Genomic DNA, 21,545 nt, shown 5'->3' on the forward strand with positions numbered 1-21,545 from the left:
GAAGAGCGGCCGGTGGACGTGGACGGGGGCGGAAAGGCCGACGGTGAGCCGGTTGGCGGCCGCGGCGAAGGCCATGTTGACGTCGATGCCGACCACGTAGGGCTTCATGCATTCCGCGTCCGTCAACGGCCGGGACCACTGGTAGGCCTCTTCGTCCAGCACCTGGTCGGGGGTGCGCTGATGGAAGCGGGGATACAAGGCGGCGACGGCCGGGTGCCCGTCGGGAGCCTCGGGCGGGGCGCACTCCACCGCCTCGGTCAGCGAGCCGGGCACCGGGCCGGAGACCCAGTTCCCGGTGGCGGGGTCCTTCACCGCGCGGGTGGGCGGGCGCAGTGCGGTCATCAGTTCCAGGCCGGTGACGGCGGTCGAGCCGCAGGGGGTGAGCACGCGGGTGGCGTAGGTGCCGAGCAGGCGGGCGAGTTCGGCGGGCTCCAACTGGTCGGCTGTCCCCCAGGAACGGGTGTCGAGGGCGCCCCACGGGACGACGGCGAACTGCACGCACTGGCGGCGTGCGCCGTCGGCCGCGCGGTAGACCCGCGCCCACGGGCCGAAGCCCCGTTTCGTCAACTTCCACTGCGACTTGGTGAGTTGCTTGATTAGCGGGTGGTCGTCGGGCAGGCGCAGCCCGCGCCGGTCCTCCAACACGGTCGGCAGACCAAGGCGTTGGACGGCTGAGGCGGTCAGCACAATCAGCGGGTCCGCGTCCTTGCCCGAGCGGTGAAGGCGCGCAGCGCCCAGTTTCACCTCGCCCAGCGCCCAGTCGACCAGTGCCGGAAGGTCGGTGAGAGGGCAGTCGAGCACCTGGCCGCCCGCCCCGTAGGCCGTGTCGTCGCCGTCCACGACGACGAGCGGCCCGTCGGCAAAGCGTGTGTCCGCTGCGGGCGCGGCCGCCGGCTTCTGGGGCGCCGACCGACGTGCCGTCGCAGGCCGCCGGATCGGGGTCGCGGGACCTGCTGTGGGCGCGACAGGCGGTTCGGGCGCCTGTGGCTCTGTGATGGCGGGCGGGCCAGTACGCGGTCCTGGCGCCAAGCCGGAGGACGCCGCCGGGACGGGAAAGCGGTCAGCGAGGCCGTCGAGGAGGCGAATGTAGGCGGCCCGCTTGGGAGGGCGTGGCTCGGTGCGGCCCGCCTCCCAACCGGTCACCGTCTCGCGTCGCACGTCCAGTGCCTTCGCGACCTGGTCCTGGCTCAGGCCTGCGGCCTCGCGCAGCCGTTTGCGTTCGGCGGGGGCCGGCAGGGCATCCGGTGCCGCCGCCTGTTCCAGCAGGGCATCGACCGATGCAAAGAGCCCGTTCTGCTCATGGGACACGAGAGCCACCTCCGCCTCCACCCTACACGAAAAGCACATCGAATCACACATGAAACGCACACTTGGCACGCGGAGGTGAGCGGATGTCAGCAGCCCTGCGGCTGTGCAGGTCCTGGGGGTGCCGACTGGGCTATCAACCGGCCGTTGAACCTAGGGAACGACGTGTGCCGCAGGTGTGCGCAAGCGAGTGTCGGACGACGGTGGGATGGACGAACACAGCGCGGTGGGGCGCTGGTGCAGATCGTTGACCGTTGGCCGTGCGACGGGGCAGGGCTGGCGGAGGGTGCGAACGTCGGATCGGTCAGGTCCACCGCATGTCAAGGGCTTCCAGAGCGTCGAGTTGTTCGCGGGTGAGTCGGGCGGGCTCGCGGCGCCGTTCTCTGATCCAGCGGCCCAGATCGAGGGGCTGACCGTCGACGGTGCACGGGTAGCTGCGGGGGACGTTGAGGTGCTGATGAGAGCGCCAGAAGATGCGGGCGGCGCGCAGGCCGCGGGCGAAGGCCCAGCCGGACGGGCCGTAGGGCCGGCGCAGGAGAAGGGCTAGGGGATGCTGGAGCGGTAGAGCGCCGAGGAGATTGTGCTGCATGTCGGTAAGACTGCCGAGGCGGTCGATCTGGTCGTCGAGCCAGCGGGTGAGGGGGCTGTCGTCGTTGTCGGGGCTGAGGTCGGGAAAGGTGAGGTCGCCGCCCCGAGCGGCCTTGAGGGCCTTGGCGTAGGTGCGTTTCCACTCGTCTTTCCATCTGGCGGCCCACCAGGGGTAGATGTCGTTGAGGGCCCGGTGGTAGCAGTCCGGCAGAGCGCGTTGGCGGGCTTCTCGGCGCCAGTCGGCGACGTGGCGGCCCAGGGCGATGCCTGCGTGATGTTCGTTGGCGCGGGGCGCGAGGTGGCCGTGCTGGGCGGTGTAGTCGCGGGCGATGTCGAGTTTGTATTCGATGCTGCGGGGCGGGTGCTGCCAGGTCATGCTGAGTGCGGTCAGGCGTTTGATGCGGTCGGGCAGGAGCATGCGGTTGGCGCGCAGTGAGCGCTGCTTGCCGAGCCACCAGCCCAGGTACAAGCGGTCGGAGGTCAGGTGCCTGCTGGCGACGTCGAGGTTGCCGTGTTCGGTGTGGTAGCGCTGGGCCTGTTCGAAGCCCATCTCCCAGACCTGGTTGGGGGCATCGACGTGATCGAGGCCCAGCACGGCGAGGATCTCGTCGACGCGGATGGGGTGGGCTGCGAGTTCGGGCTCGGTGGGCTCGCCGTCCCCGGTGAGGTATTCGACGCGTTCGAAGACATGCTCGTCGTAGACGCTGAGTTCGATGAGGACTTGATAGATCAGGTGGAACCGGGTGCGCCGGGTGGCCTGCCCGATGTCCTCTCCCGGTTCGGTGTAGACGGGGATGATGATGGTGGAGATCTTGCCGTCGCCGGGGGTCTGGCGCAGGGTGCGGCCGACGGCCTGGACGATGTCGATCGTGCTGGTCTTGGGGTGGGCGAACAGCAGGGAGTCGATGGCGGGGATGTCGATGCCTTCGGCGCAGCAGCGGCAGTTGGTCAGCACGGCCCGGCGCGGGTGGGTGTCGGCGGGGTGGGTGGAGAGCGGGGCGGTGCGGAAGGCTTCGTAGTTCTGGTAGCGGACGAAGGAGTTCTGTTTGGAGTTGACGGTGTTGACCTGGAGCCGCGACACGTCGTAGCCGGGCATGCGGGCGGCGGTCTGCGGCAGTGTTTCGGCGCATGCTTCGGCAGCAGCGATGCAGGGGTGGAAGGTGAGGGTGCGCCTGAGGTCATAGCGCTTCTGGGCCACCAGAAGAGCGATCTGGGCGGCGGCGGCCCGCAGTCCTTCGCCGGTGTAGCTGGTGACACTGCCGCGCAGGCTGCGGCGTAGGTCTTTATTGGTGATCGTGATGACGGCGATGCGGTAGTCGGCGAGCAGGCCTTCCTGGATGGCCTCGGCCATGGAGAGGCGGTAGACGACGGGCCCGTACAGGCTCTGGTCGTCCATGGAGGCGATTTCGATGTCGGGCCCGCCGTCAGGGCCTTTTCTGCGGTTGAACTTGCGGAACGTGGCGGTCATATAGAGGCGGTGCCGGGCGGGCAGCGCGTCGTTGTCGTGAACGGTGGCCCAGGCCTTGTCGAGGCGGCCTGCGGTGTGGTGGGCCTCGTCGGCGACGACGACGTCCCAGTCCGGCAGGTGGTAATCGGCGTGTGACTGGGCGATTTTGAACAGCGACTGGTACGTGCAGAACACGTTGAGAGGACCGTCGGCGTCTGCGGCGGCCTCGGCGAGGCTCTCGGGCGTGTTCACCACAGTCAGCGTCTTGGCCAGGGAACGGCTGAGGGCCTCGTCGGGCGAGCAGACGCCCAGGTAGAGGCCCGGGCGCCCCTCCCTGTGCCAGGTCTGTGCGGTCTGTTCCAGCAGCGCCTGCGAGGGGACCAGGACGAGAGCCCGCCCCTGGGGCGCGGTCTCCTGAACGGCGTGCAGAGCTACATGGGTCTTGCCGGTTCCGGTGGCCATGGTGCTGGTGACCCGGGTGGCGCCTTCGGCGAAGCTGATGACGATGGCGTCCACGGCCATGTCCTGGTGACCGTACAGCGGTGTCTTGAGGCCGTTGAGGGTCAGGGTTGCCACGCGGTGTCCTCCCCTGGGTGTCATGGCAGTCCTCGCCCCGAGGGTGAGGAGGTTTCCGGCGCGCCAGAGACCGGGTCGGAGCAGGTTCACTCGAAGGTGTGGCCGGGTCTTGACGGCCTGTGCGAAGCGGCACGAGTGTCCTGGTGAGGCGTGCTGTGGCGGGGAGGAAGTCCCATGGACTTGGCGGGGTTGCTGGGACCGAGCCGTCCGCTGCCGGTGCAGGTGCGGCCGGTGGGCGGGGAGTCGACCGGATCGTTCGTGCGGCGGCTGGGGCGGGCCAACGGTCTGAACCTGGCGTCGTTCCTCGACCGTGTCGGGCAGGGTGAGGCGTCCCGGTCCGGGGACCCGGAGCAGGTGGAGAAGTACCCGCAGTACACCGAGATGAAGGTGAACGCGGCGGGGCGGACCTACCTGTCGGTGCTCTCGGGCCTGGACGTGGGGCTGCTTCAGTGGGCGTTGCCGTCACTGGCGGATGACCTGCTGCTGCCCGGTACGGGGCCGGCGGTGTGGCAGTGGCCGTGGGAAGCCGAGGGCGGGCATCTGGTGCCGTGGTGCACGTCGTGCGGACACCGGCGGCAGGTCGGTGAGCGCGTGTGGCTGATGTCGGCGGACAGCTGGCAGCTGTGCGGCCGGCACCTGCGGTGGACGGACGACTCACGCAGCACCGTTCCGGACACCGTGCCGCTGGCCGCGCTACCAGCGTGCGTGGCAGCGCACCGGGACAGGCTGCGCCTGCAGCGCAAGTTCAAGTCGGCCGGCGAGGAACTGTTCGCCGACGCCTGCCAGGTCATGTACCAGTGGTGGACGTATGCGCCCGACACGCTGGTGTGGGTGCAGCGCGCCTGGGCGGCGGGGCTGGAGGCCCGCTCGGCGCGTGCCGTACCCCTGGTCGTCTTCCCCGAAGCAGTCAAACTGGCCTGGCTGATGCTGCGATTCGAGCAGGCCGGAGGGCGCACCCCGCAGGACCGGGGCAGGTGGCTGGTTCAGGTCCAGCGTCAAGCAGACCTGTGGGACGTCGACTTCGCCGCGGGCAAGAACGCGCTGTTGCAGTGGCTGGAGCGCCACAGCCGCCCTGCCGCGACGGGAACGGGAGCCGCAACAGCAGGGCGGCGCCATCTCGTGCTGGCGGAGCGGCACAGCCGGATCGCGGCCCGTGCGGGCTCTCTTCAGCAGCGCTCGTGCATGCCTGGCACATGAGCCTTCAAGGGGATGCCCGCGAAGAATCGTGAGGCCGAAAGCGTGGCCGACCTCAGCCTCTCCCCCGCCGCCGTACGCGCAGACGATCGCGCAGGCAGTATTCGATCGGAACAGTCCCGGTGGCCGAGTTCAGCTGTCCCCGGCTCGGCGCACGCTCCCAAATGGAACCGTCCCGTCCAGTTGACGGGTCGACTGCTGGAGACATGTGCGCTCCGCCGCGTCGCGGGGTGGACGGCGATTCTCCCTTGAGCCAGGATCACGCAGAAATCCGCTCGGGGAGAGCCGCACCTTGTCGCTGATCTGTCAAGGGCATGCCCCTCGAACGGAGGAACTCTCGGCGCTTACCCGCCGTGTGCTGTCGCCAGCGGTGACCCTGAGCTGAGCGGTGAGCACGGAGGGTGCCATGCATGACGTACGGGTGTGCTACCTGGACGAGCGTGAGCAGTTGGTGTCGGCGGCACCCGCTGATCTGGTGGGGGTGGCGGTGGAGGAGCGGCGTCCGCCGAGCGAGCCGGTGGCCTTTCACGGTCGTCCCGGGAAGCTGTCCGACTGCTGGTGCGCCACGACCAATGGGCATGTGGTGTGCGGTTCGCTGCGGCGCCGTCGGGTGGCACTGGAGCTGGACTTCGATCCGGAGATCACCTGGATCGGCGGGGAACCGGTGGAACTGCACTGGCAGGGTGCGGGAGGCAAGCGGCGCTGGCGTCCGGATTTCGTGACGCGCACGGTCACCGGGGCGCGTCAAGTCGTGCTGGTGGAGCCCGAGAAAGGCGGTCCGCATTGGCGGGAGGATCTGGAGGTCGCACACCAGGTCGCGATGGCGGCCGGCTGGCAGGTGTCGGTTCAGCGGGTGCCGGAGGGTATGCGCCTGGCCAATCTGGAGTGGGCGGCCGACTACCGCCAGGCGGTGCCGGTGGCGGCCGCGGAGCGGGAGGCGGTCGAGGAGGCCTTTCGCCGCGAACGCCCCATCGGCGAGGGGGCGCGGGCCAGTGGCGTGCCGTACGCCTTGGCGCTTGATCTGGTGTACCGGCTGGTGTGGCAGCGCCGTCTGAACATCCGCTGGGACCGGCCCCTGATGCCCCGCGCGACGGCGTGGCTTGCCGATGGGGCGGCATGAGCGGGACGGGCGCGTTCACGCCGGGGCAGGTGCGTCTGGGTGACCGGGTGCCGTGGCTGGGCCGGGCCCACCAGGTGGTGGCGTTCCAGGGGTCGAACGTGGTGCTCCTGTCCGAGGAGACGTCCACGCCGGTGGAGGTGCTGTACACGGCCATGGTCTCCGCGCCGGGCTTCGCCGTGCTGAATGGTGACGGCTCCCCCGTTGCGTCGGCCCCGATGCCCGCCGTGGATGCTCCGCCGTCCAAGGCCCAGCGCAAGGAGGCCAGGCGGTGGCATCGGCACATGAAGGAGCTCGACACCGGCCTGCTGCCGGGCAGCAGTCAGGCCCGGCCCGGATACGAGCCGGGAGAAACGACGCTGGCTGAGCGTTATGCCTGCAAGTCACGGGAGTTGGCGGCCGCAGGCATGGAGATCAGTGCAAAGACGCTGGAGTCGATGCGGCTGAAGTGGAAACGGGCGGGCGAGAATCCGCTGGTTCTGATCGAGCGGCGCCCCCGGGAGAGCGGGCATCGCACCGACTCGCGGGTCATCGAGATCATGCGGGAAGTGGTGATGTCCCACAGCCGCGGCTCAGGGGTGGACATCCAGACCGTCTGGGAAGAGGTGCTGGACGTCGTCCAGGACCGCTTCAAGGCGGAGCTGGAGGATCCGCAGGAGGCCCAGCGGCTGCTGCTGAAGCGGACCACTTTCTACCGGCGGATGGACGACACCGGGCTCGCCGAGTACCTGGCCGCCCCCACACGCCGGCGTGCGCAGCGGGCGAGCAAGCCGCTTCCTCCCTACCGGCCCTCTCATGCGCGGCGGCCTGGCGAGGTGGTGCAGATCGACACCTCACCGCTGAAGGTAAAGGCGCTCGGGGACGACGCCCAGGTCATCTCGGCCGAGTTGACCTCGGCGATCGATGTGGCGTCGCGTTCCAACTGCGCGGTGATGGTTGTCCCGGTGGTCACCGGGGAGGGTTCGCCGGGCAAGCGGATCGGCGGACGGGCGACCAGGGCATACGACCTGGTGCTGCTGCTGGCTCAGTGTTTTGCCCCGCTTGCCTGGCGTCCGCACTGGGATCCGCTGGCGCTGGCCGCGAACTCGGCGCTGCCGTACGAGGATTTGCGGGATGCGGACGAGCGATTCGCGCGCGCGGTTGCGGCGCGGCCGGTCATTCATCCCCGTACGGTGATCATCGATCAGGGCAGCCCCTACCTGAGTGATCATTTCAAGTACGTGTGCGACATGCTCGACATCACCATCGTGTATGCGCGCAAGGACACTCCGACCGACAAGCCGATCAAGGAGCGGTTCTTCCGCACCCTGGGCAGCCGGTTCAGCCAGCACGTGGTCGGCTGGACCGGTAACGGTTTCGCCCACCGGGGGCTGGGGATCGACAAGGGCCCCCTGTATCCCGTCAACACGCTGCAGGACCTGGCCGAGCAGTGGGTCGCCCTCGAATACCAGCAGACGCCGCACAAGGGGCTGCGCAGCCCGTTCACCCCGGGCCTGACTCTGTCGCCGAACGAGATGTATGCGCAGCTCATGCCCATGACGGGCTATCGGCCGCGGCCGATCACCGCAGCCGAGACACGCGAGCTGCTGATCCCGGCCTGGGTGAAGATCAGCGACAAGGGCATCGTGATCGAGAACCGCATCTATCAGAGTTCGGACCGGCGGATGCGGCTGCTGATCGAGCAGCGGTCCGGGATCAACGAGCACAACGACCGGTTCAAAGCCCGCTATAACCCCTACCACCCCGAAGTGGCCTACCTCTTCGACCACCTGTACACGCAGGAATGGATCGAGGTGGAGTTCATCTACCGGGGTCTGCTCGAGGACGACTGGACGCAGGACTTGTGGGAGCGGGCCACCGCGGCGGTCGTGGACAACGGCGGCCGCAAGGACGATCAGCTGGCGATCGTCAAAGCGATGCGGGCGCTGCGCCCTTCACTGCGCCAAGGCCCGGGCAAGGCGCACAAGAGCGCCCCCAGGATTCCTTTCCAGGGGCTGGAGGTGGCCGCAGAGCCCGAGCCGGTGGTGGACCCGTATGCGGGGGTGTCCATCGACGTCGAGACGGTCACCGCCTATCCGTCCCTGCCCATCGCCGGCCGGGACATCGACCGGCCGTCGGCACCGGACGACGCAGACGCTCCGTGACGGACAACCGCCCACCGCCGGCGCCCATGGGGGGGGCGCCGTGGCCCCCATCCCGTCCCTGAGGAGGACATCGTGGCAACCTCCGCCGCTGCACGCACCGCCGCACGCGCCGAGCGGGAACAACAGATCCTGGACCATGCACGGGCCGCTCCGATGGCGCCGCGCTGGATCTTTACCCTGCAGGGCTGGAACACCTACGTACGCGAGATGATCAAGCGTCCTGAGCTCGCGGACTCGGCCCCGCTCGGCACCCCGGTCACCTCCGACGACCCCCGCCTGCGCTACCACGGGCACCTGCTGCTGGTCCCCAATCCCCCATTCGATGCGGCGCTGTTGAAGACGCACCGGCTGCTGCTGGCCAACCGCAACCGGCGCGAGGGATTGATGGACCGGGTGATCGACGGGCCGCCCGGAACCGGCAAGACCTTCCTGCTGCGGGCCATCGGCCGGGAGTTCCAGACCAAAATCGAGGAAGTGCACGACGACCGGATCCCCGTCGTGCACATCATGGCCCCGCAGGATGCGGACAACATCGTGAACTGGGTATGGGCGATCGCCGAGTTCCTCGGCCTGGCTCCGGCGCCGCTGACCGAGGAGGAGATCCGTCAGCCCCGGCGCACCCCCGACCTCTCCCAGTCCGTGTGGCACGTCCTGGAGCGGCGCTGGACCCAACTGCTCCTCGTGGACGGCATGCAGCGGGTACACCCGGACCAACTCGTCCCGGTGCTGCACTACTTCGACCTCCTGCGCGAGCAGCTGGGGATCACGACCGTCTTCTGCGGCACCGGTGCCCGCGAGATCGTGCGGGCGGCCCGCGTGAAGGCTGACGGCCTCAGCGAGGCACACGAGGGCCTGAGTCAGCGGGCACCGGTCATCACCGGCGAAGACGGCAAGCAGCACCGGGTACTCCCCCAGGCCGATCCCAGCCGGCTGCCGGTGACCTGGCTCGACCCCATTCCGCTGTACGACGGCGATCAGGAGACCTGGCCCAGCGTCGTGCGCGGCTTCGAAGAGGCTCTCTGCCTGCACCAGCTCTCGCCGCATGCTCTGGTCGGCGAGGCCAAGTACCTGCACCGCCGCACCGGCGGCTACCTCAGACTGCTGTCCCAGCTAATCTGTCAGGCGGCCATCACGGCCATCGAAGAAGGCCTCGAGGACATCACCAAGGAACTGCTGGAAGACATCGACATCGGCGGCTGATGACCGGGCCCAGAGGGGCGCCCGGATTCTTCCGTACTTATTTCGCCAAGCCTGCGTGCCGTACGTGGGCGCAGCCCGGCGCACCGCCCGTTGTAGCCGGCGTGTGGACTGCAGGCGGCCGGGACGCCGCTGTAGCGTGCAGGCTCCGCGGATACCGGCAGCCAGGTAAGGGCGTTCGGTGTCGGTGTCTTGCCGCGGCACGACGGTGATGGGCCCGCACTTTTCCTGCCGGTGGCCTCCGCCGAGGCTGCCGTGCAGGGTAACGGCCGCCGTCCGGCCTGTGGGCAGGTCGTCTGTGGCGGCAGTCGAGCCCGGGCCCGGTTCGATGTCAGTGGCCGCCGTTAGGGTCGACGCTGTGATCAGGGAGTACTACCCGCGGGCGTGGCAGCATCTGGACAACGCGCGGCGGGCCGAGACGGCGATGGCGCGGTTGTGGAACACGCTGCTCGACGGCGGGCTGGTTGAGGAGGGCGTGGTCACGCATCCGGACGGGTCTGGGTTCATCACGGCCTGGCTGGCGTGGCCGCCGGATGGGCAGGCGCAGCTGGCCGAGCTGTTCCGCGGGTGTGTGCAGGAGCTGTGGGCGTGCCTGGATGCGCTGGTGACGGAGTCGGTTGAGGCGTTCAGTGCGCTGCAGCGGCTGCGCAGGCCGGAGTGTCCCCGGTTCTTTCCGGTCGCTGATTCTCTTGAGGGATTCCGGGAGTCGCTGGCCGAGTCGTGCATGGACGGCGCCTTGCGTTCGCAGGTGGCGATGGTGGAGGACTGCCAGCCCTTCCAGGCCAGCGACGGCGACGATGTCATCGACCGGCTCCGCCGGGGGCTGGGCCATCTGCTGGCATGGGAGGCGGCGCTGGATGCCGGGGCGGTGATGGGCGCGTGGGCGACCCCCGTCGAACCGCAGGTCCGTGCCGCGGCACCCGCAGTGGTCGAGAGTGTATCCGCGGCGCAGCCCGGCGCGCTCGGTGAACAGGAACAGGTCCTGGCCCGCTACCAGCTGACCTCCTACCGGAGCGGGTGTGCTGTGACCGCGCCCAGGCAGGCACGTATGTCGACGTGTGCTTCACGGAGGGGTTCGTCCCAGCAGACGGCGAGGACACCTTCGTCCGGCGGCTGTCACTGGTGATCGAGGCGGTCACCCGGTTCGCCCTCTCGTTTGGCCCCGGTGTCCTAGCTCAGACACCAGCCGCAAAGTAGCGGCGTGATCACGTACTCGCCGCCGTGGCGGCCTGCTCGTCGTGCTCGCGAAGCATCCGCATGGTGGCGGGCGAGGGGTGCTGTCCCTTCTTCGCTCCCGTGGTGATGACGAGCCGTTTGGCGATGTCGCGCAGGCTCACACCTTGGTCGCGTAGGTGGAGGGCCATGGACAGCATGGACTCGTCGGTGACGCCCGCGCCGCCGATGGTCGTGCCGCGCTTGCGGGCGGACTCGTGCCCTTCGAGGGTGCGATCTCGGATGTACTCGCGCTCCATCCCGGACATGGCTGCCAGCACAGTGAACACGATGCCGGACGGATCGTGGGAGCCCTTCAGTTCCCCGGTGAGGAACTCCAGCCCGACATCGCTCGCTTTCAGCTCCTCGGCGAGCATGTCGATGGCGTCGGCCGCGTCCTCGACCGCGCCCGTGCTCCATGTCGTCGACGTCACCGTGTCGACCAGCTCGCACACCGCGTCGGTCACCGCCGCCGCCTGCTCCTCGACTCGCGGCCGCGGCTCTCCCAGGTTCATGTCCCGCACAACGACTCCGCCGCGCTCCGGGGTGCCCGTAGCGTCTCGTGAAGGCGTCACCCGGTGACGCCTTCTGAACGCGAACGCCGCTGCCGGTAGGCCCGTGTGCGGCACTTCGTTTCTCTTGCGTTGTTGCTGTGTCTCGTTGAGGCGTCGGCAATGGTGTCGGAACGGTGGACTCACATGCTCCTTGGAATATCCCGGTGTTTACTGACGGAGTGTAACGAAGCTTGCCGGCTGCGTCTCCGGATGAGTTGTAGGTGCCGCTTCAGCCGGACGGCACGGCCAGCGCAGGCCAGCCTGATAGTGAACCAACCCCCACAGTCGTCCTGGGGTGAATGACACTGGTGGAATCAAGTAGATGGATCTTCGGTATCGGCACCCTTGCCGAATGTCCGGCTAAGTGAACTGAAGATTGATTGCTGATTCAAAGCCACGAAAGGGATCGCTCCAGCAAGGGACAGGATCGGCGCAAAGGCAGGGCCGGGCAGCTTGGCCAGCGTAAGCACCCAGGCTGTTCCTGCCGTGAGCACGAGTGCTGCGATAGCGGCAATCGCAGCTTGCCGATGCTTCGCGCCCCCCTCGAACCTACCGGAGTTGACGTCTAGAAGTCGTCTCGACTGCAGCAGGCTGCACCACCGCTCCTCGCGAATACCATCCAATGTGTCAATGACCGATCCAGCAATACTTCCCAAACCAGCCGGGCCTTGGATGAGTAGCCCCCGGGTCCTCTCGCCGAATTCTGCACTAACCGCGTCCGCATGGGCGATGAGCGCCTGGCGTACGTCCGGGTCCTGGGTAGTGAATCCGCTGCGCGCGTAGCGGCGAATCCGCCTAGTGAATCGGTCGATCTCGGCAGTTACATCTTGAATGCCCGGTATATCGGAAGATCGACTGCCTGGATCTCTGTACTGAACAATCGCACTTGCGCATCTAAGCAGTGCCTGCATGCCAGCCACCGCAGCAGTGGCGCCGGCGAGCCTCCGCTGCCGCCATGCATATTCGGCAACCATCATGGCCAATACTGCCACTCCTACGGCAATTATCAGCAGAGAGATCAAGGTTTGATCGGTCGAGTAATTGTATTTCGACTCAGGTCCCGAGATCCAGAGGGCTGAGGTCTCCCATGCGATGAATATTGGCATCCACCAGAAATACCAACCAAGGAAACCTAGCCTGGCAACCCTTCGCGCAACTTCAATGTGGGACCTAATATCCTCGCTGAGCGAAATGCCGCCTTCCTGAAGGAGATTCACATGTCTCTCCGTCTGCCGCCTGGCAGCCTTATATGCGAGCCTCCGGAATGGATGGATTCCTTGCTTCTGTGGCTTTCGAAACGAGTGCCTATGCTGATTTCTTGATTTATTGCGAAGCCATAGGAAGCGCAGGAGGCCTAGGTAGAGAATGGTAAGGGAAATCGCCAGTACCGTGGCTGATGTCTCCAAGCCTGAATCCGGCATGGCTTCCTCCATGGCGGCATTGGGTGCGTTTACCATTGCCCATATGGGGACCAGCCTCACCTCCCCTTAGGTACAGGCTAAGCCCTTCAACCCAAGTTGTCGCCTGGACCGCGTCGTTGCGCCGCCCCGCGACTGGTGACCGGCTTTGGGTGCGGGTCGGTCTAATTTGGGTGAATGAATTGGTGTTCTTCAAACCGGAGGGCTGGGAGACGTGGGGACTCGAACACGCGCCTGTGATCCCCGAGCAGATGCCGATCCTGGTCGACAGCGACTTGTGTTTCGAGGATGGTCCCGCGTCGCCGCGGCTGGGGCGCCCGGCCGCCCGGTGGGCAGCAGTCCCCGCAAGCAAGGTCGCTTCGGTGGACGTCAACTCCGGTAGGTTCGAGGGGGGCGCGAAGCATCGGCAAGCTGCGATTGGGTAGCTTTCACGTCGTCAGACGGCCCGTTTCCCGACCTCGGGCGCCTCGTTGAGCTGATCGAACGATTAGAGGCTCAGCGAGGGAGGGGCGGGAAGTGCGTCAGGAGTGGTCGCCGGAAGAGCTGTTGGCGAGTTGGACGCTGGTGGAAGGCGGCTGGAAGCTGGTGGCCAACAAGACCGGGGCGACGCGGCTCGGCTTCTGCCTGATGCTGAAGTTCTTCGAGCTGGAGGGCCGGTTCCCCGAGCCGTTGGAGGAAGTCCCACAGGCCGCGGTGGAGTACGTCGCCGGGCTGGTGAAGGTCCCGGCCGCCGACTTCGCGAAGTACTCCCTCACAGGCCGAACCGCTGAGTACCACCGCGCGCAGATCAGGGAGGCTCTGGGATTCCGGCCGGCGACGCTGGAGGACGAGGAACAGCTCACCACATGGCTGGCCGCGGAGGTGTGCCCGGTCGAGCTGGTGGAGGACCGGCAGCGCGAGGCCCTGCTGGTCGAGTGCCGGGCACGCAGCATCGAGCCGCCGGGCCGGACCCGGATCGAGAAGGTGCTGGTCGCGGCCCGCAACCGGTGGGAGCGGGTGTTCTGTGCGCGGGCCATCGAGCGCTTGGGCGAGGTCGGGGTGGCCCGGCTGCTGGCGCTGGTCGCGGAGGGAAACGAGGACGGCGCCGCACTGCTGGCGCTGCTCAAGCGTGACCCGGGCGCGGTCGGCCTGGACTCCCTGCTGACCGAGGTCACCAAGCTGAACGACGTGCGCAGACTCGGGCTGCCCGAGGGGCTGTTCACGGACTGCTCGGAGAAGCTGGTGGCCCGCGTGGCGGGCACGCGCGATCAAGATGTACCCCTCGGACTTCCGCGACACCGCCGAGGACGTACGGATCACGCTGCTCGCGGCGCTGTGCTCCTCCCGGCAGGCGGAGATCACCGACGCCCTGGGGGACCTGCTGATCGCCCTGGTGCAGAAGATCAACGCCCGTGCCGAGCGTCGGGTGGAGAGGCAACTCACGGCCGAGTTGAAGAAGGTCCGCGGCAAGGAGGGCATCCTCTTCAGGCTCGTCGACGCGGCGATCGGCCAGCCCGACAAGACCGTACGCACAGCCCTCTACCCGGTGGTGGGAGAGAAGACGCTGCGCGACCTGGTGGCCGAGGCGAAGGCGAACGAGAAGGTCTTCAAGGCCAAGGTCCGCACCACGCTGCGCTCCTCGTACAGCTCGTACTACCGGCAGATGCTGCCGCCGCTGCTGCGGACACTGGGCTTCCGCTGCAACAACACCGCCTACCGGCCGGTGATGGACGCGCTCGCGCTGCTGGAGAAGTACGCCGGGGTGGACGGCAAGACCCGCTTCTACGACGCTGCGGACGCGGTGCCGATGGACGGCGTCGTACGCAAGGACTGGCGCGAGGCCGTCGTCGACGACAAGGGCAGGGTCGAACGCATCCCGTACGAGCTGTGCGTCCTGGTCGCGCTGCGCGATGCGATCCGGCGGCGCGAGATCTACATCGAGGGCGCGGCCCGGTGGCGCAACCCGGAGGACGACCTGCCCGGAGACTTCGAGGCCACCCGCACCGTGCACTACGCGGCGATCCGTCAGCCGCTGGACGCACGGGAGTTCATCACGGATCTGAAGCAGCGGATGACGAACGGCCTGGACCGGCTCACGGCCGCGCTGGCGGACGGCTCGGCGGGCGGGGTCAAGGTGACCACCCGGCACGGCGAGCCGTGGATCTCCGTGCCGAAGCTGGAGAAGCTGGACGAGCCCACCGGCCTCCAGGCGCTCAAGGACGAGGTCATACGCCGCTGGGGCGTGCTCGACCTCCTGGACGTGCTCAAGAACGCCGACTTCGACACCGGCTTCACCGACGAGTTCGCCTCGGTCGCCGCGTACGAGCGCATCGACCGCGCCGTCCTCCAGCGCCGCCTGCTGCTCGCGCTGTTCGCCCTCGGTACGAACATGGGCATCCGCGCCATCGTGGCGACCGGCGAGCACGGCGAGAGCGAGGCCGCGCTGCGGCACGTGCGCCGGCACTTCATCACCGTCGACAACCTCCGCGCCGCCGTACGCAAGCTGGTCAACGCCACCTTCGCTGCCCGCGACACCGCCTGGTGGGGTACTGGCACCGCGTGCGCGTCGGACTCGAAGAAGTTCGGCTCGTGGTCCTCGAACTTCATGACCGAGTACCACGCGCGCTACGGCGGCAACGGCGTGATGGTGTACTGGCACGTCGAGAAGAAGAACGTCTGCATCTACTCACAGCTCAAGAACTGTTCGTCGTCCGAGGTCGCGGCGATGATCGAGGGCCTGCTGCGGCACTGCACGGACGCCGAGATCGAGTCCAACTACGTCGACACGCACGGCGCGTCCGTGGTCGGGTTCGCCTTCACCGAGCTGCTCAACTTCCGGCTGCTGCCGAGGCTGAAGAACATCGGCAGCATCCGCCTGCACCGCCCTGACGACACCCCGCCCGGCTGGCCGGCGCTCGGCGGCTCGCTGACGACCCGGGCCATCAAGTGGGACCTGATTGCTCAGCAGTACGACCAGATGGTCAAGTACGCCACCGCCCTGCGCCTGGGTACCACGGAGGCCGAGCAGGTCCTGCGCCGCTTCACCCGCGGCGGACCCAAACACCCCACCTACGCCGCACTCGAAGAACTCGGCCGCGCGGTGCGCACCATCTTCGCGTGCGACTGCCTTGCCAGCCCGGACCTGCGCCGCGAGATCCACGGCGGCCTCCAGGTCGTGGAGAACTGGAACTCGGCGAACACCGTGCTGCACTACGGCAAGGACGGCGCCCTCACCGGTCCGGACAAGGAGCACGCCGAGACCTCGATGCTCGCGCTCCACCTTCTCCAGTCCAGTCTTGTCCACATCAACACCCTGCTGCTCCAGCGGGTACTTGCCGAGCCGGACTGGGCGAAGAAGCTCTCGGACGAGGACCGGCGCGGGCTGACCGCCTTGTTCTGGTCGAACGTCAACCCGTACGGCACGTTCCGGCTGGAGATGGACAAGCGCCTCGACCTCGGTGTGCCGGCCGCCGTACCCCGCCCACGTACTTTGGTGACCGCCGACGACCAGCTCGTGATGGAGCCCCACCCTGCCCGCTGACAGTACGGGGATCAACGCGGAGAGCGTCGCTTCGGATGCTCCCGTTCACACTTACCTTGGTCACACCCCTGGATTGCCTAGAAGCTGTTCCGCGGCGCGTTGGGTTCTCGGCTCCAGTCCCCACGGGTGTCGCGTCGGGCGAGCACTTTGGCGACGACGTCAGCGGCGTCCCGGTTGAAGCCCTCCGGTCCCAGCGCGACCCGATGGCAGCGGAGGTCGCTGTCATCGGAGTAGCCGAACCACTTGCCGTCAGCGTGACGCTGCCAGGGCCGGACGACGTCAAGCAGGCCGAACGCGTCCAACTGCTGGTGGGTCTCGTAGGTCTCCCGTCCCAACCCGTAGTGGCCGGCCCTGATGTCGCTCGCGACTGCGGCGACGATCACCCCGTTGTCGAGCTTCATGCCGAAGAACTGGAGGGCGTCGAGCCACATGAGCAGTGCCGCGATCTCACTAGTGGTGAGGACGTGCACCCACCCTTGTGTGAACAACTCGACCGGTACCGCAAGGAACGGATCTGCGTCACCGGGCACTGTGTACTCGATGGGGGCCGCAGCGGTGCTCTTGGCGTTCTCGTGCAGGAGCATGAAGCCCTTCCGTGACCTACCAGGACCCGCAGACGGACGGACCAGGCCGCTCTCTTCCAGCTTCTTGAGTGCCTGTGTCAGCTGACGCCGCTTGTTGGTCACCTCAGACGCAACCTGGATGCCGGGCCCGTGGTATTTGGCGACGGTGGGCACGAGCGCCATCCACGAGCTACTGCTCTCGGCAGTGGGCTCGATGGGAAAGACGTCACGCCAGGGCTTGTTCGGTGCAGCCGCGCACTGGGCTGCGAACAGCAGGGTGAGATGCAACTTCAGGGTGAGCCCCTTCGGCGCGATCATCCGTGCGGAGGGAGGCCGCTTCTCCCTAGGAAGCGGCTTGCGTTCGTCAAGCACGGTCTCCATGACCGCGTTGCGGTAGTACGAACGCCGGATGCGGATGACCGGCGGTTGCAGCCCCTCTGTCCAGATCCGCTGCGCCTCGCTGAGCACGGCTGGGAGTTCGGCCTGCCGAAGCTGTTTCAGCTGGTCCTGCCGGACCTCGACCTTCCCGTCCTTCGGCGCCATCCACCCACCAATTTCGCACGATTATCCGCTACCGATTAATCCGCATGAGGCTTCACCCGACACTTCAACTTTTAACGGTTACCGGCTCATGAGGATCAATCGGTAGCCAGGGTACCCCGGAACGGCGTTCGGCGTCGGGCAGAGTTTGAGGAGCGGGCCACAGATGGTCCGTAACGTCCCGCAGGAACCAGGGCAACGAGCCGGCAAGCAGAGCTGCCCTGGACCTGCAACGACTCTCAAGGAGAGATAGTGCTGCCCGACGCATCGACCAGCAAGACCCACGATACGCATGCTTCCTCATCCGTCCAGACCGGATTCGACCTCGCCGCCTTCCTCGCGGTGCTGGTCACGGGTGTCGTGCTGATCTTCGGCTCCCACATGCCGCCGGAGTCCATCGCCCCGACGGCGACCGCCGTCTTCGGCGTCTACGTGATGTGGCGGCAGGGGAGCGCCACCCGCCGGTAAATCGTTCGCGGGGCCCGAGCCGACGGTCGGGCCCCGTTTCCCGGCGGTCCCGAGTGTCGGCAAACGATCGTCTGCCGACACTTGGGCCAGTGATCACGAACCCGCAGGTGGGCAGTGTCGGCAACTAGCGTCGGAAATCAACGTCGGAGAACGGTCCTTCGGATAGTTTCCGACGATGCTCATTGGCTACTGCCGCACATCGACGGCCGACCAGAACCCCGATCATCAGATCGACGCACTACTCCGCCACGGCGTCGACCGCGACAACATCCACGTCGACGTCGCCAGCGGCGCGAAGGCGTCCCGCCCGAAGCTCGATCTCGTCATACAACTGCTGCGCGAGGGCGACACGCTGAAGGTGACCCGGCTCGACCGGCTCTCCCGCTCCGTGCTGCACCTGGTCACCCTCGGCGCCGAGCTGCGCGAGCGCGGCATCGGGCTGCACGTCATCGAGCAGGGCATCGACACCGCCACCATGGAGGGCCGGGCGATGTTCGGGATGCTGTCCGTACTGGCAGAGCTCCAGCGCGAGCTGATCGTGGCGAACACGAACGACGGGCTCGCCTCCGCGCGGGCCCGGGGGCGGGTCGGCGGGCGCCGGCCGAAGCTCACCGAGGACCAGGCCGCGCTCGCCCAACGCCTCTACGACGAGCGGGAGAAGACGGTCCAGCAGATCGCCGACATGTTCGGCGTCCCCCGGTCGACGGTGTACGGGCACCTCGACAAGACCAACACCGTCCCCCGTCAGCCGAAGAAGACCCAGGTCACGAAGTCCTGACCGCTACCTTGCGGCTGGTGTCTGAGCTAGGACTCCGGGGCCCGTTTGCGTGGCTGTCGAGCCAGGTGCCGGGCAGCCGGCGCGTGCTGTCCGCCGGACAATCCGCCCCCGGGGATACCTGGATCGCAGCCGCACGCTCGTCCAGGCACTGGTCCGCCGAGCAACTGGCCGCGCTGGCCTCCTCGGACATCGGCCTGGGACGAGTCGAGGACGCCGACACGCTCACGTTGATGGTGAGCACCCCGAGCGGGGTGTTCGAGCGGGTCATCCCGCACGCGACGCCCCTGCGCCACCATGACCGGCGGGGCACGGCCGCGGAGATGGCCGTGCAGGATGCAGCGGCCACCTGGGGTCTGCCGGATTTCGTGATGGCCCCGAGTGTGGAACGCAAGGGGCGCGGCGTGCGGGAGATCAGCGACGGGCTGCTGGTGGTCGGCGACCAGGGTGTCGTCGTGCAGATCAAGGCCCGCGAGGGCGAGCCAGCCTCAGTAGAGCGGGAGACGTCCTGGGTCCTGAAGCAAATCACCGCGGCCGGCAAGCAGATCGAGGGCACCGTCCGCCGGTTGCGGGCGGAGAGCGTACACATGGTCAACGGGCGAGGCCACCGGGTCCGTATCGACGGACCGGCCGTCGACTGGGTCGGTGTCGCCATCGTCGAACACCCTGATCCCCCACAGGAGTTGATCGTCGCGGAGCATCACGGACGCACGCCGGTGATCGCTCTGCTGCGACGCGACTGGGAGTTCTTGCTCAACCAGTTGCGCTCCACCCACGCCGTAGTCGGCTATCTGCACCGGGGCGGCACGTCGGCGCCCGTGCTGGGCGGCGAGCCGGAGCGTTACTACGAGCTGGCCGCCGCGGACGCCGAAGCAGTACCGGGGCCGGCGGACCCGTCCTGGAACCGGCGCGGCGGACGGCCGCACAGCGTGCCGCTGCTGCCCGCCGCCCCGGCCGGCAGTGACGACGACGAAGCCCACACCATGGTCCGCATCATGCTCGAGGACGTGGCTACCAGCCCACTGGACCCGGACGAGTGGGACGCCCGGCAACGCGTCCTGGCCTGCCTCGACAGCCTGCCGGTCGGGTACCGCACAGATCTGGGCCGATTTCTGCTGGACGCGCTGGCCGCGGTCCCCGAACCGGAGACCGGCACCACGGTATGGCGGATGCGGACCTTTGTCTCCGGGCCTGATTGGGCCCAGCTGGGCTTCGCCGTCTGTTCCGCCCTGACCGACCACACCCGCGCCGCGTTCTCCGCCTGGCTTCGGCTGCGCCATCACGAACGCGGCGAGCATGCGGACCTCGCCCAGCTCACGTCGGTCGGTGTGCTGCTCACTCCCCGCGCCGACGGCTACCGGGAATGGGACACCACGATGAGCGCCATCAGCGGCGACCCGGAACTGACGGGTGAGGAACTGCGCGCCTATCAGGATCTGTTCAATACGCCCAACGACCCGGCAGCCACAGCCTCGACGCCATCGCCCTGACAAGGCGGCAAGGCGGACAGCGGCAAGTCGCCGGCTCCGGCTGGCGGCAAGCAACTGGAGCAGACCGTCAGTTGAAGTGGGGATCTGCCATCGGTCGGTGATCGGCCGGGCTGACACTGTGGTCAGTGGTGTTCACGCAGCCGGGTAAGGAACTGCCGGACGAGGGCGTCGACTTCGCGGTCGGCACTGAATCCCTTGAGCAGGATGCGTTCGATGTGAGCGATTCCGCTGCTGCGCCAGGACCTGTCGAGGGCGGCGTCCGCGGCGACGTGTTCGTGGTGATGGGGGTCGTCGACCTCGATGGCACCCACCCGGCCGGAGGCGGTGACGAGGAAGTCCGGGACCCAGGCGCTGCCGCTGCCGAGCCGGCCCCTTGGCAGCGGGAAGACCGCGATGGTGGAATCCTTCGGCAGCTGTGCCTGCGCCCGCTTCAACGCATCGTAGACGAGCAGTTGCTCCTGGGAGTCGAAGGCGAAACCTTCCCGGCTGAGAGTCGCGACTGCCTCCGTGCCGCAGAGTCCGGGGTCTTGGCTGGGGGGTGTCTTGTTGATCAGCTTCTCTTGGAGGTTCTGGCGCCATTCGTCACCGGTTTCGGGGAGGGCCGGAATGGCGCTGACGTTGTCAACCAGGAGGTCGTGACGTGCCGCAACGTGGACGAACAGGCACTGGATGGCGGCGAGGACGTCCGGGGTGAAGCGGCCAACGAGGTAGAGCGGCACGATGAGGGCGACGTCTTCGCCTTTCTCAGGTCCGTCGCTGGGGAAATGCTCGAGGTCTTCCACGTCCGTCAGTAGGGCTGCGGCCTGGCTGTTTCCGTCCTCGTACAGCAGGAACGCCGTCTGGGCCAGGATGCGATGCAAGATGCTCGTCAGGGGCTCTTCCGGTTCCAGTGACGTGTCGGTGGCCGAAGCAGCACCGGGCGCATGCACGTGCGTGGAACCTTCGGGGCTGGGGAGGTCGAAGGGAGAGGGGATCTTGCCCTGCACGAGTAGCTCTACCGCGGGCGGAGGATTGACAAGCTCAGTGAGTACCTCATCGAGCACGATGCGGCAATCCGAGCTGATCAAGGTGTCGTATGCGCCCGGGCTGAACATGTTGAGCGTCAGCGTGGTGCCGTCGTAGAAGAGCACGCTCGCGTTCTGGCTCAGCAGGATCCAAGCGAAGCGCATCCGCTCTTTGACGACTTGCAGAAGCTGCGGCCACAGCTCCTGCGTATCTGCAGTCCCGTCCACCATGGCACCCTCCCCATGTGCTGCCCTCACCGGCAGCGTAGAAAGTGACACTGACCGCCAAAGGCGGATCGCTGCTGCCGTTACCCCGTATGCATGAACTCCGGCCGCACGAAGGGGCCTTGGACTTGCTCATCCCGAATTGGCCGCATCGCCGCAACCTCGGCCGGGGCCCGTCGGACCAACTCGTCCGGCCCGGTTGGAGATG

Annotated in this window: 15 protein-coding genes and 1 pseudogene; 10 read left to right on the top strand and 6 right to left on the bottom strand. The window is 67.6% G+C overall.

Annotated elements, in window-relative coordinates; genetic code table 11:
* Together tap and ACFY3C_RS42905 are read right to left on the bottom strand one after the other, a co-directional pair.
* The coding region (tap, locus tag ACFY3C_RS42900) for a telomere-associated protein Tap (RefSeq protein ID WP_390774767.1) at positions 1-1,347 on the bottom strand (1,347 nt) is incomplete at its 3' end.
* A gap of 262 nt (positions 1,348-1,609) precedes the next feature.
* A complete protein-coding gene (locus tag ACFY3C_RS42905; protein ID WP_390774768.1) occupies positions 1,610-3,916 on the bottom strand; it encodes a Helicase associated domain protein in 2,307 nt (768 codons plus the stop codon).
* A 174-nt stretch (positions 3,917-4,090) separates the two neighbouring features.
* Here ACFY3C_RS42905 and ACFY3C_RS42910 point away from each other — a divergent pair, with 174 nt between their 5' ends.
* The 5 genes from ACFY3C_RS42910 (at position 4,091) to ACFY3C_RS42930 (ending at position 10,694) form a co-directional block, all read left to right on the top strand.
* Positions 4,091-5,113 (top strand): TniQ family protein, encoded by a 1,023-nt coding sequence (locus ACFY3C_RS42910; protein WP_390774769.1) that lies wholly within the window; start codon positions 4,091-4,093, stop codon positions 5,111-5,113.
* Between the two features lie 403 nt (positions 5,114-5,516).
* Positions 5,517-6,230 carry a TnsA-like heteromeric transposase endonuclease subunit gene (locus ACFY3C_RS42915; protein ID WP_390774770.1) on the top strand — a complete coding sequence of 238 codons (714 nt, stop codon included), beginning with the start codon at positions 5,517-5,519 and terminating at the stop codon, positions 6,228-6,230.
* A complete protein-coding gene (locus tag ACFY3C_RS42920; RefSeq protein ID WP_390774771.1) occupies positions 6,149-8,371 on the top strand; it encodes a transposase in 2,223 nt (740 codons plus the stop codon). The genes ACFY3C_RS42915 and ACFY3C_RS42920 overlap by 82 nt, the downstream gene beginning before the upstream one ends.
* 72 nt (positions 8,372-8,443) lie before the next feature.
* Positions 8,444-9,571, top strand: a complete 1,128-nt coding sequence (locus tag ACFY3C_RS42925) for an AAA family ATPase (RefSeq protein WP_390774772.1) — start codon at positions 8,444-8,446, stop codon at positions 9,569-9,571.
* A gap of 355 nt (positions 9,572-9,926) precedes the next feature.
* Positions 9,927-10,694: a hypothetical protein gene (locus ACFY3C_RS42930; RefSeq protein WP_390774773.1), complete on the top strand. Its 768-nt coding sequence runs from the start codon at positions 9,927-9,929 to the stop codon at positions 10,692-10,694.
* 79 nt (positions 10,695-10,773) lie between these two features.
* Here the strand turns inward: ACFY3C_RS42930 and ACFY3C_RS42935 are convergent, their stop codons facing one another.
* Positions 10,774-11,295, bottom strand: coding sequence for a recombinase family protein (locus ACFY3C_RS42935; protein WP_390774774.1), 522 nt, complete (start codon positions 11,293-11,295; stop codon positions 10,774-10,776).
* Between the two features lie 353 nt (positions 11,296-11,648).
* Positions 11,649-12,551 (bottom strand): hypothetical protein, encoded by a 903-nt coding sequence (locus ACFY3C_RS42940; protein WP_390774775.1) that lies wholly within the window; start codon positions 12,549-12,551, stop codon positions 11,649-11,651.
* A 765-nt stretch (positions 12,552-13,316) separates the two neighbouring features.
* On the opposite strand from ACFY3C_RS42940, the pseudogene ACFY3C_RS42945 reads away from it, so the two are divergent.
* Together ACFY3C_RS42945 and ACFY3C_RS42950 are read left to right on the top strand one after the other, a co-directional pair.
* A pseudogene (locus ACFY3C_RS42945) lies at positions 13,317-13,667 on the top strand (DUF4158 domain-containing protein); the annotation flags it as partial.
* 337 nt (positions 13,668-14,004) lie between these two features.
* The gene (locus tag ACFY3C_RS42950; RefSeq protein ID WP_390774776.1) at positions 14,005-16,272 is read left to right on the top strand and encodes a Tn3 family transposase; all 2,268 of its coding nucleotides are present in this window, start codon (positions 14,005-14,007) and stop codon (positions 16,270-16,272) included.
* A 77-nt stretch (positions 16,273-16,349) separates the two neighbouring features.
* On the opposite strand, the gene ACFY3C_RS42955 is transcribed toward ACFY3C_RS42950, so the two are convergent.
* Positions 16,350-17,378 (bottom strand): hypothetical protein, encoded by a 1,029-nt coding sequence (locus ACFY3C_RS42955; protein WP_390774777.1) that lies wholly within the window; start codon positions 17,376-17,378, stop codon positions 16,350-16,352.
* Positions 17,379-17,627: 249 nt separating this feature from the next.
* Between ACFY3C_RS42955 and ACFY3C_RS42960 the strand changes: the two genes are divergently transcribed.
* The 3 genes from ACFY3C_RS42960 to ACFY3C_RS42970 all read left to right on the top strand — a co-directional run bounded on the left by ACFY3C_RS42960 (position 17,628) and on the right by ACFY3C_RS42970 (position 20,108).
* The gene (locus ACFY3C_RS42960; RefSeq protein WP_390774778.1) at positions 17,628-17,843 is read left to right on the top strand and encodes a hypothetical protein; all 216 of its coding nucleotides are present in this window, start codon (positions 17,628-17,630) and stop codon (positions 17,841-17,843) included.
* A gap of 175 nt (positions 17,844-18,018) precedes the next feature.
* Positions 18,019-18,621 carry a recombinase family protein gene (locus tag ACFY3C_RS42965; RefSeq protein WP_390774779.1) on the top strand — a complete coding sequence of 201 codons (603 nt, stop codon included), beginning with the start codon at positions 18,019-18,021 and terminating at the stop codon, positions 18,619-18,621.
* A gap of 17 nt (positions 18,622-18,638) precedes the next feature.
* A complete protein-coding gene (locus tag ACFY3C_RS42970) occupies positions 18,639-20,108 on the top strand; it encodes a hypothetical protein (RefSeq protein WP_390774780.1) in 1,470 nt (489 codons plus the stop codon).
* 122 nt (positions 20,109-20,230) lie between these two features.
* Here the strand turns inward: ACFY3C_RS42970 and ACFY3C_RS42975 are convergent, their stop codons facing one another.
* A complete protein-coding gene (locus ACFY3C_RS42975; protein ID WP_390774781.1) occupies positions 20,231-21,343 on the bottom strand; it encodes a hypothetical protein in 1,113 nt (370 codons plus the stop codon).
* Between the last annotated feature and the right edge of the window lie 202 nt (positions 21,344-21,545).

This window comes from Streptomyces sp. NPDC001410, assembly GCF_042895235.1.
Classification (GTDB): Bacteria; Actinomycetota; Actinomycetes; order Streptomycetales; family Streptomycetaceae; genus Streptomyces.

What these genes read in the sequence shown, in the direction of transcription:
- ACFY3C_RS42910 (WP_390774769.1), top strand. Translation starts at nt 4,091, where the DNA reads ATGGACTTGGCGGGGTTGCTGGGACCGAGCCGTCCGCTGCCGGTGCAG.
- ACFY3C_RS42915 (WP_390774770.1), top strand. Translation starts at nt 5,517, where the DNA reads ATGCATGACGTACGGGTGTGCTACCTGGACGAGCGTGAGCAGTTGGTG.
- ACFY3C_RS42935 (WP_390774774.1), bottom strand. Translation starts at nt 11,295, where the DNA reads ATGAACCTGGGAGAGCCGCGGCCGCGAGTCGAGGAGCAGGCGGCGGCG.
- ACFY3C_RS42950 (WP_390774776.1), top strand. Translation starts at nt 14,005, where the DNA reads ATGTACCCCTCGGACTTCCGCGACACCGCCGAGGACGTACGGATCACG.
- ACFY3C_RS42955 (WP_390774777.1), bottom strand. Translation starts at nt 17,378, where the DNA reads ATGGCGCCGAAGGACGGGAAGGTCGAGGTCCGGCAGGACCAGCTGAAA.
- ACFY3C_RS42965 (WP_390774779.1), top strand. Translation starts at nt 18,019, where the DNA reads ATGCTCATTGGCTACTGCCGCACATCGACGGCCGACCAGAACCCCGAT.
- ACFY3C_RS42975 (WP_390774781.1), bottom strand. Translation starts at nt 21,343, where the DNA reads ATGGTGGACGGGACTGCAGATACGCAGGAGCTGTGGCCGCAGCTTCTG.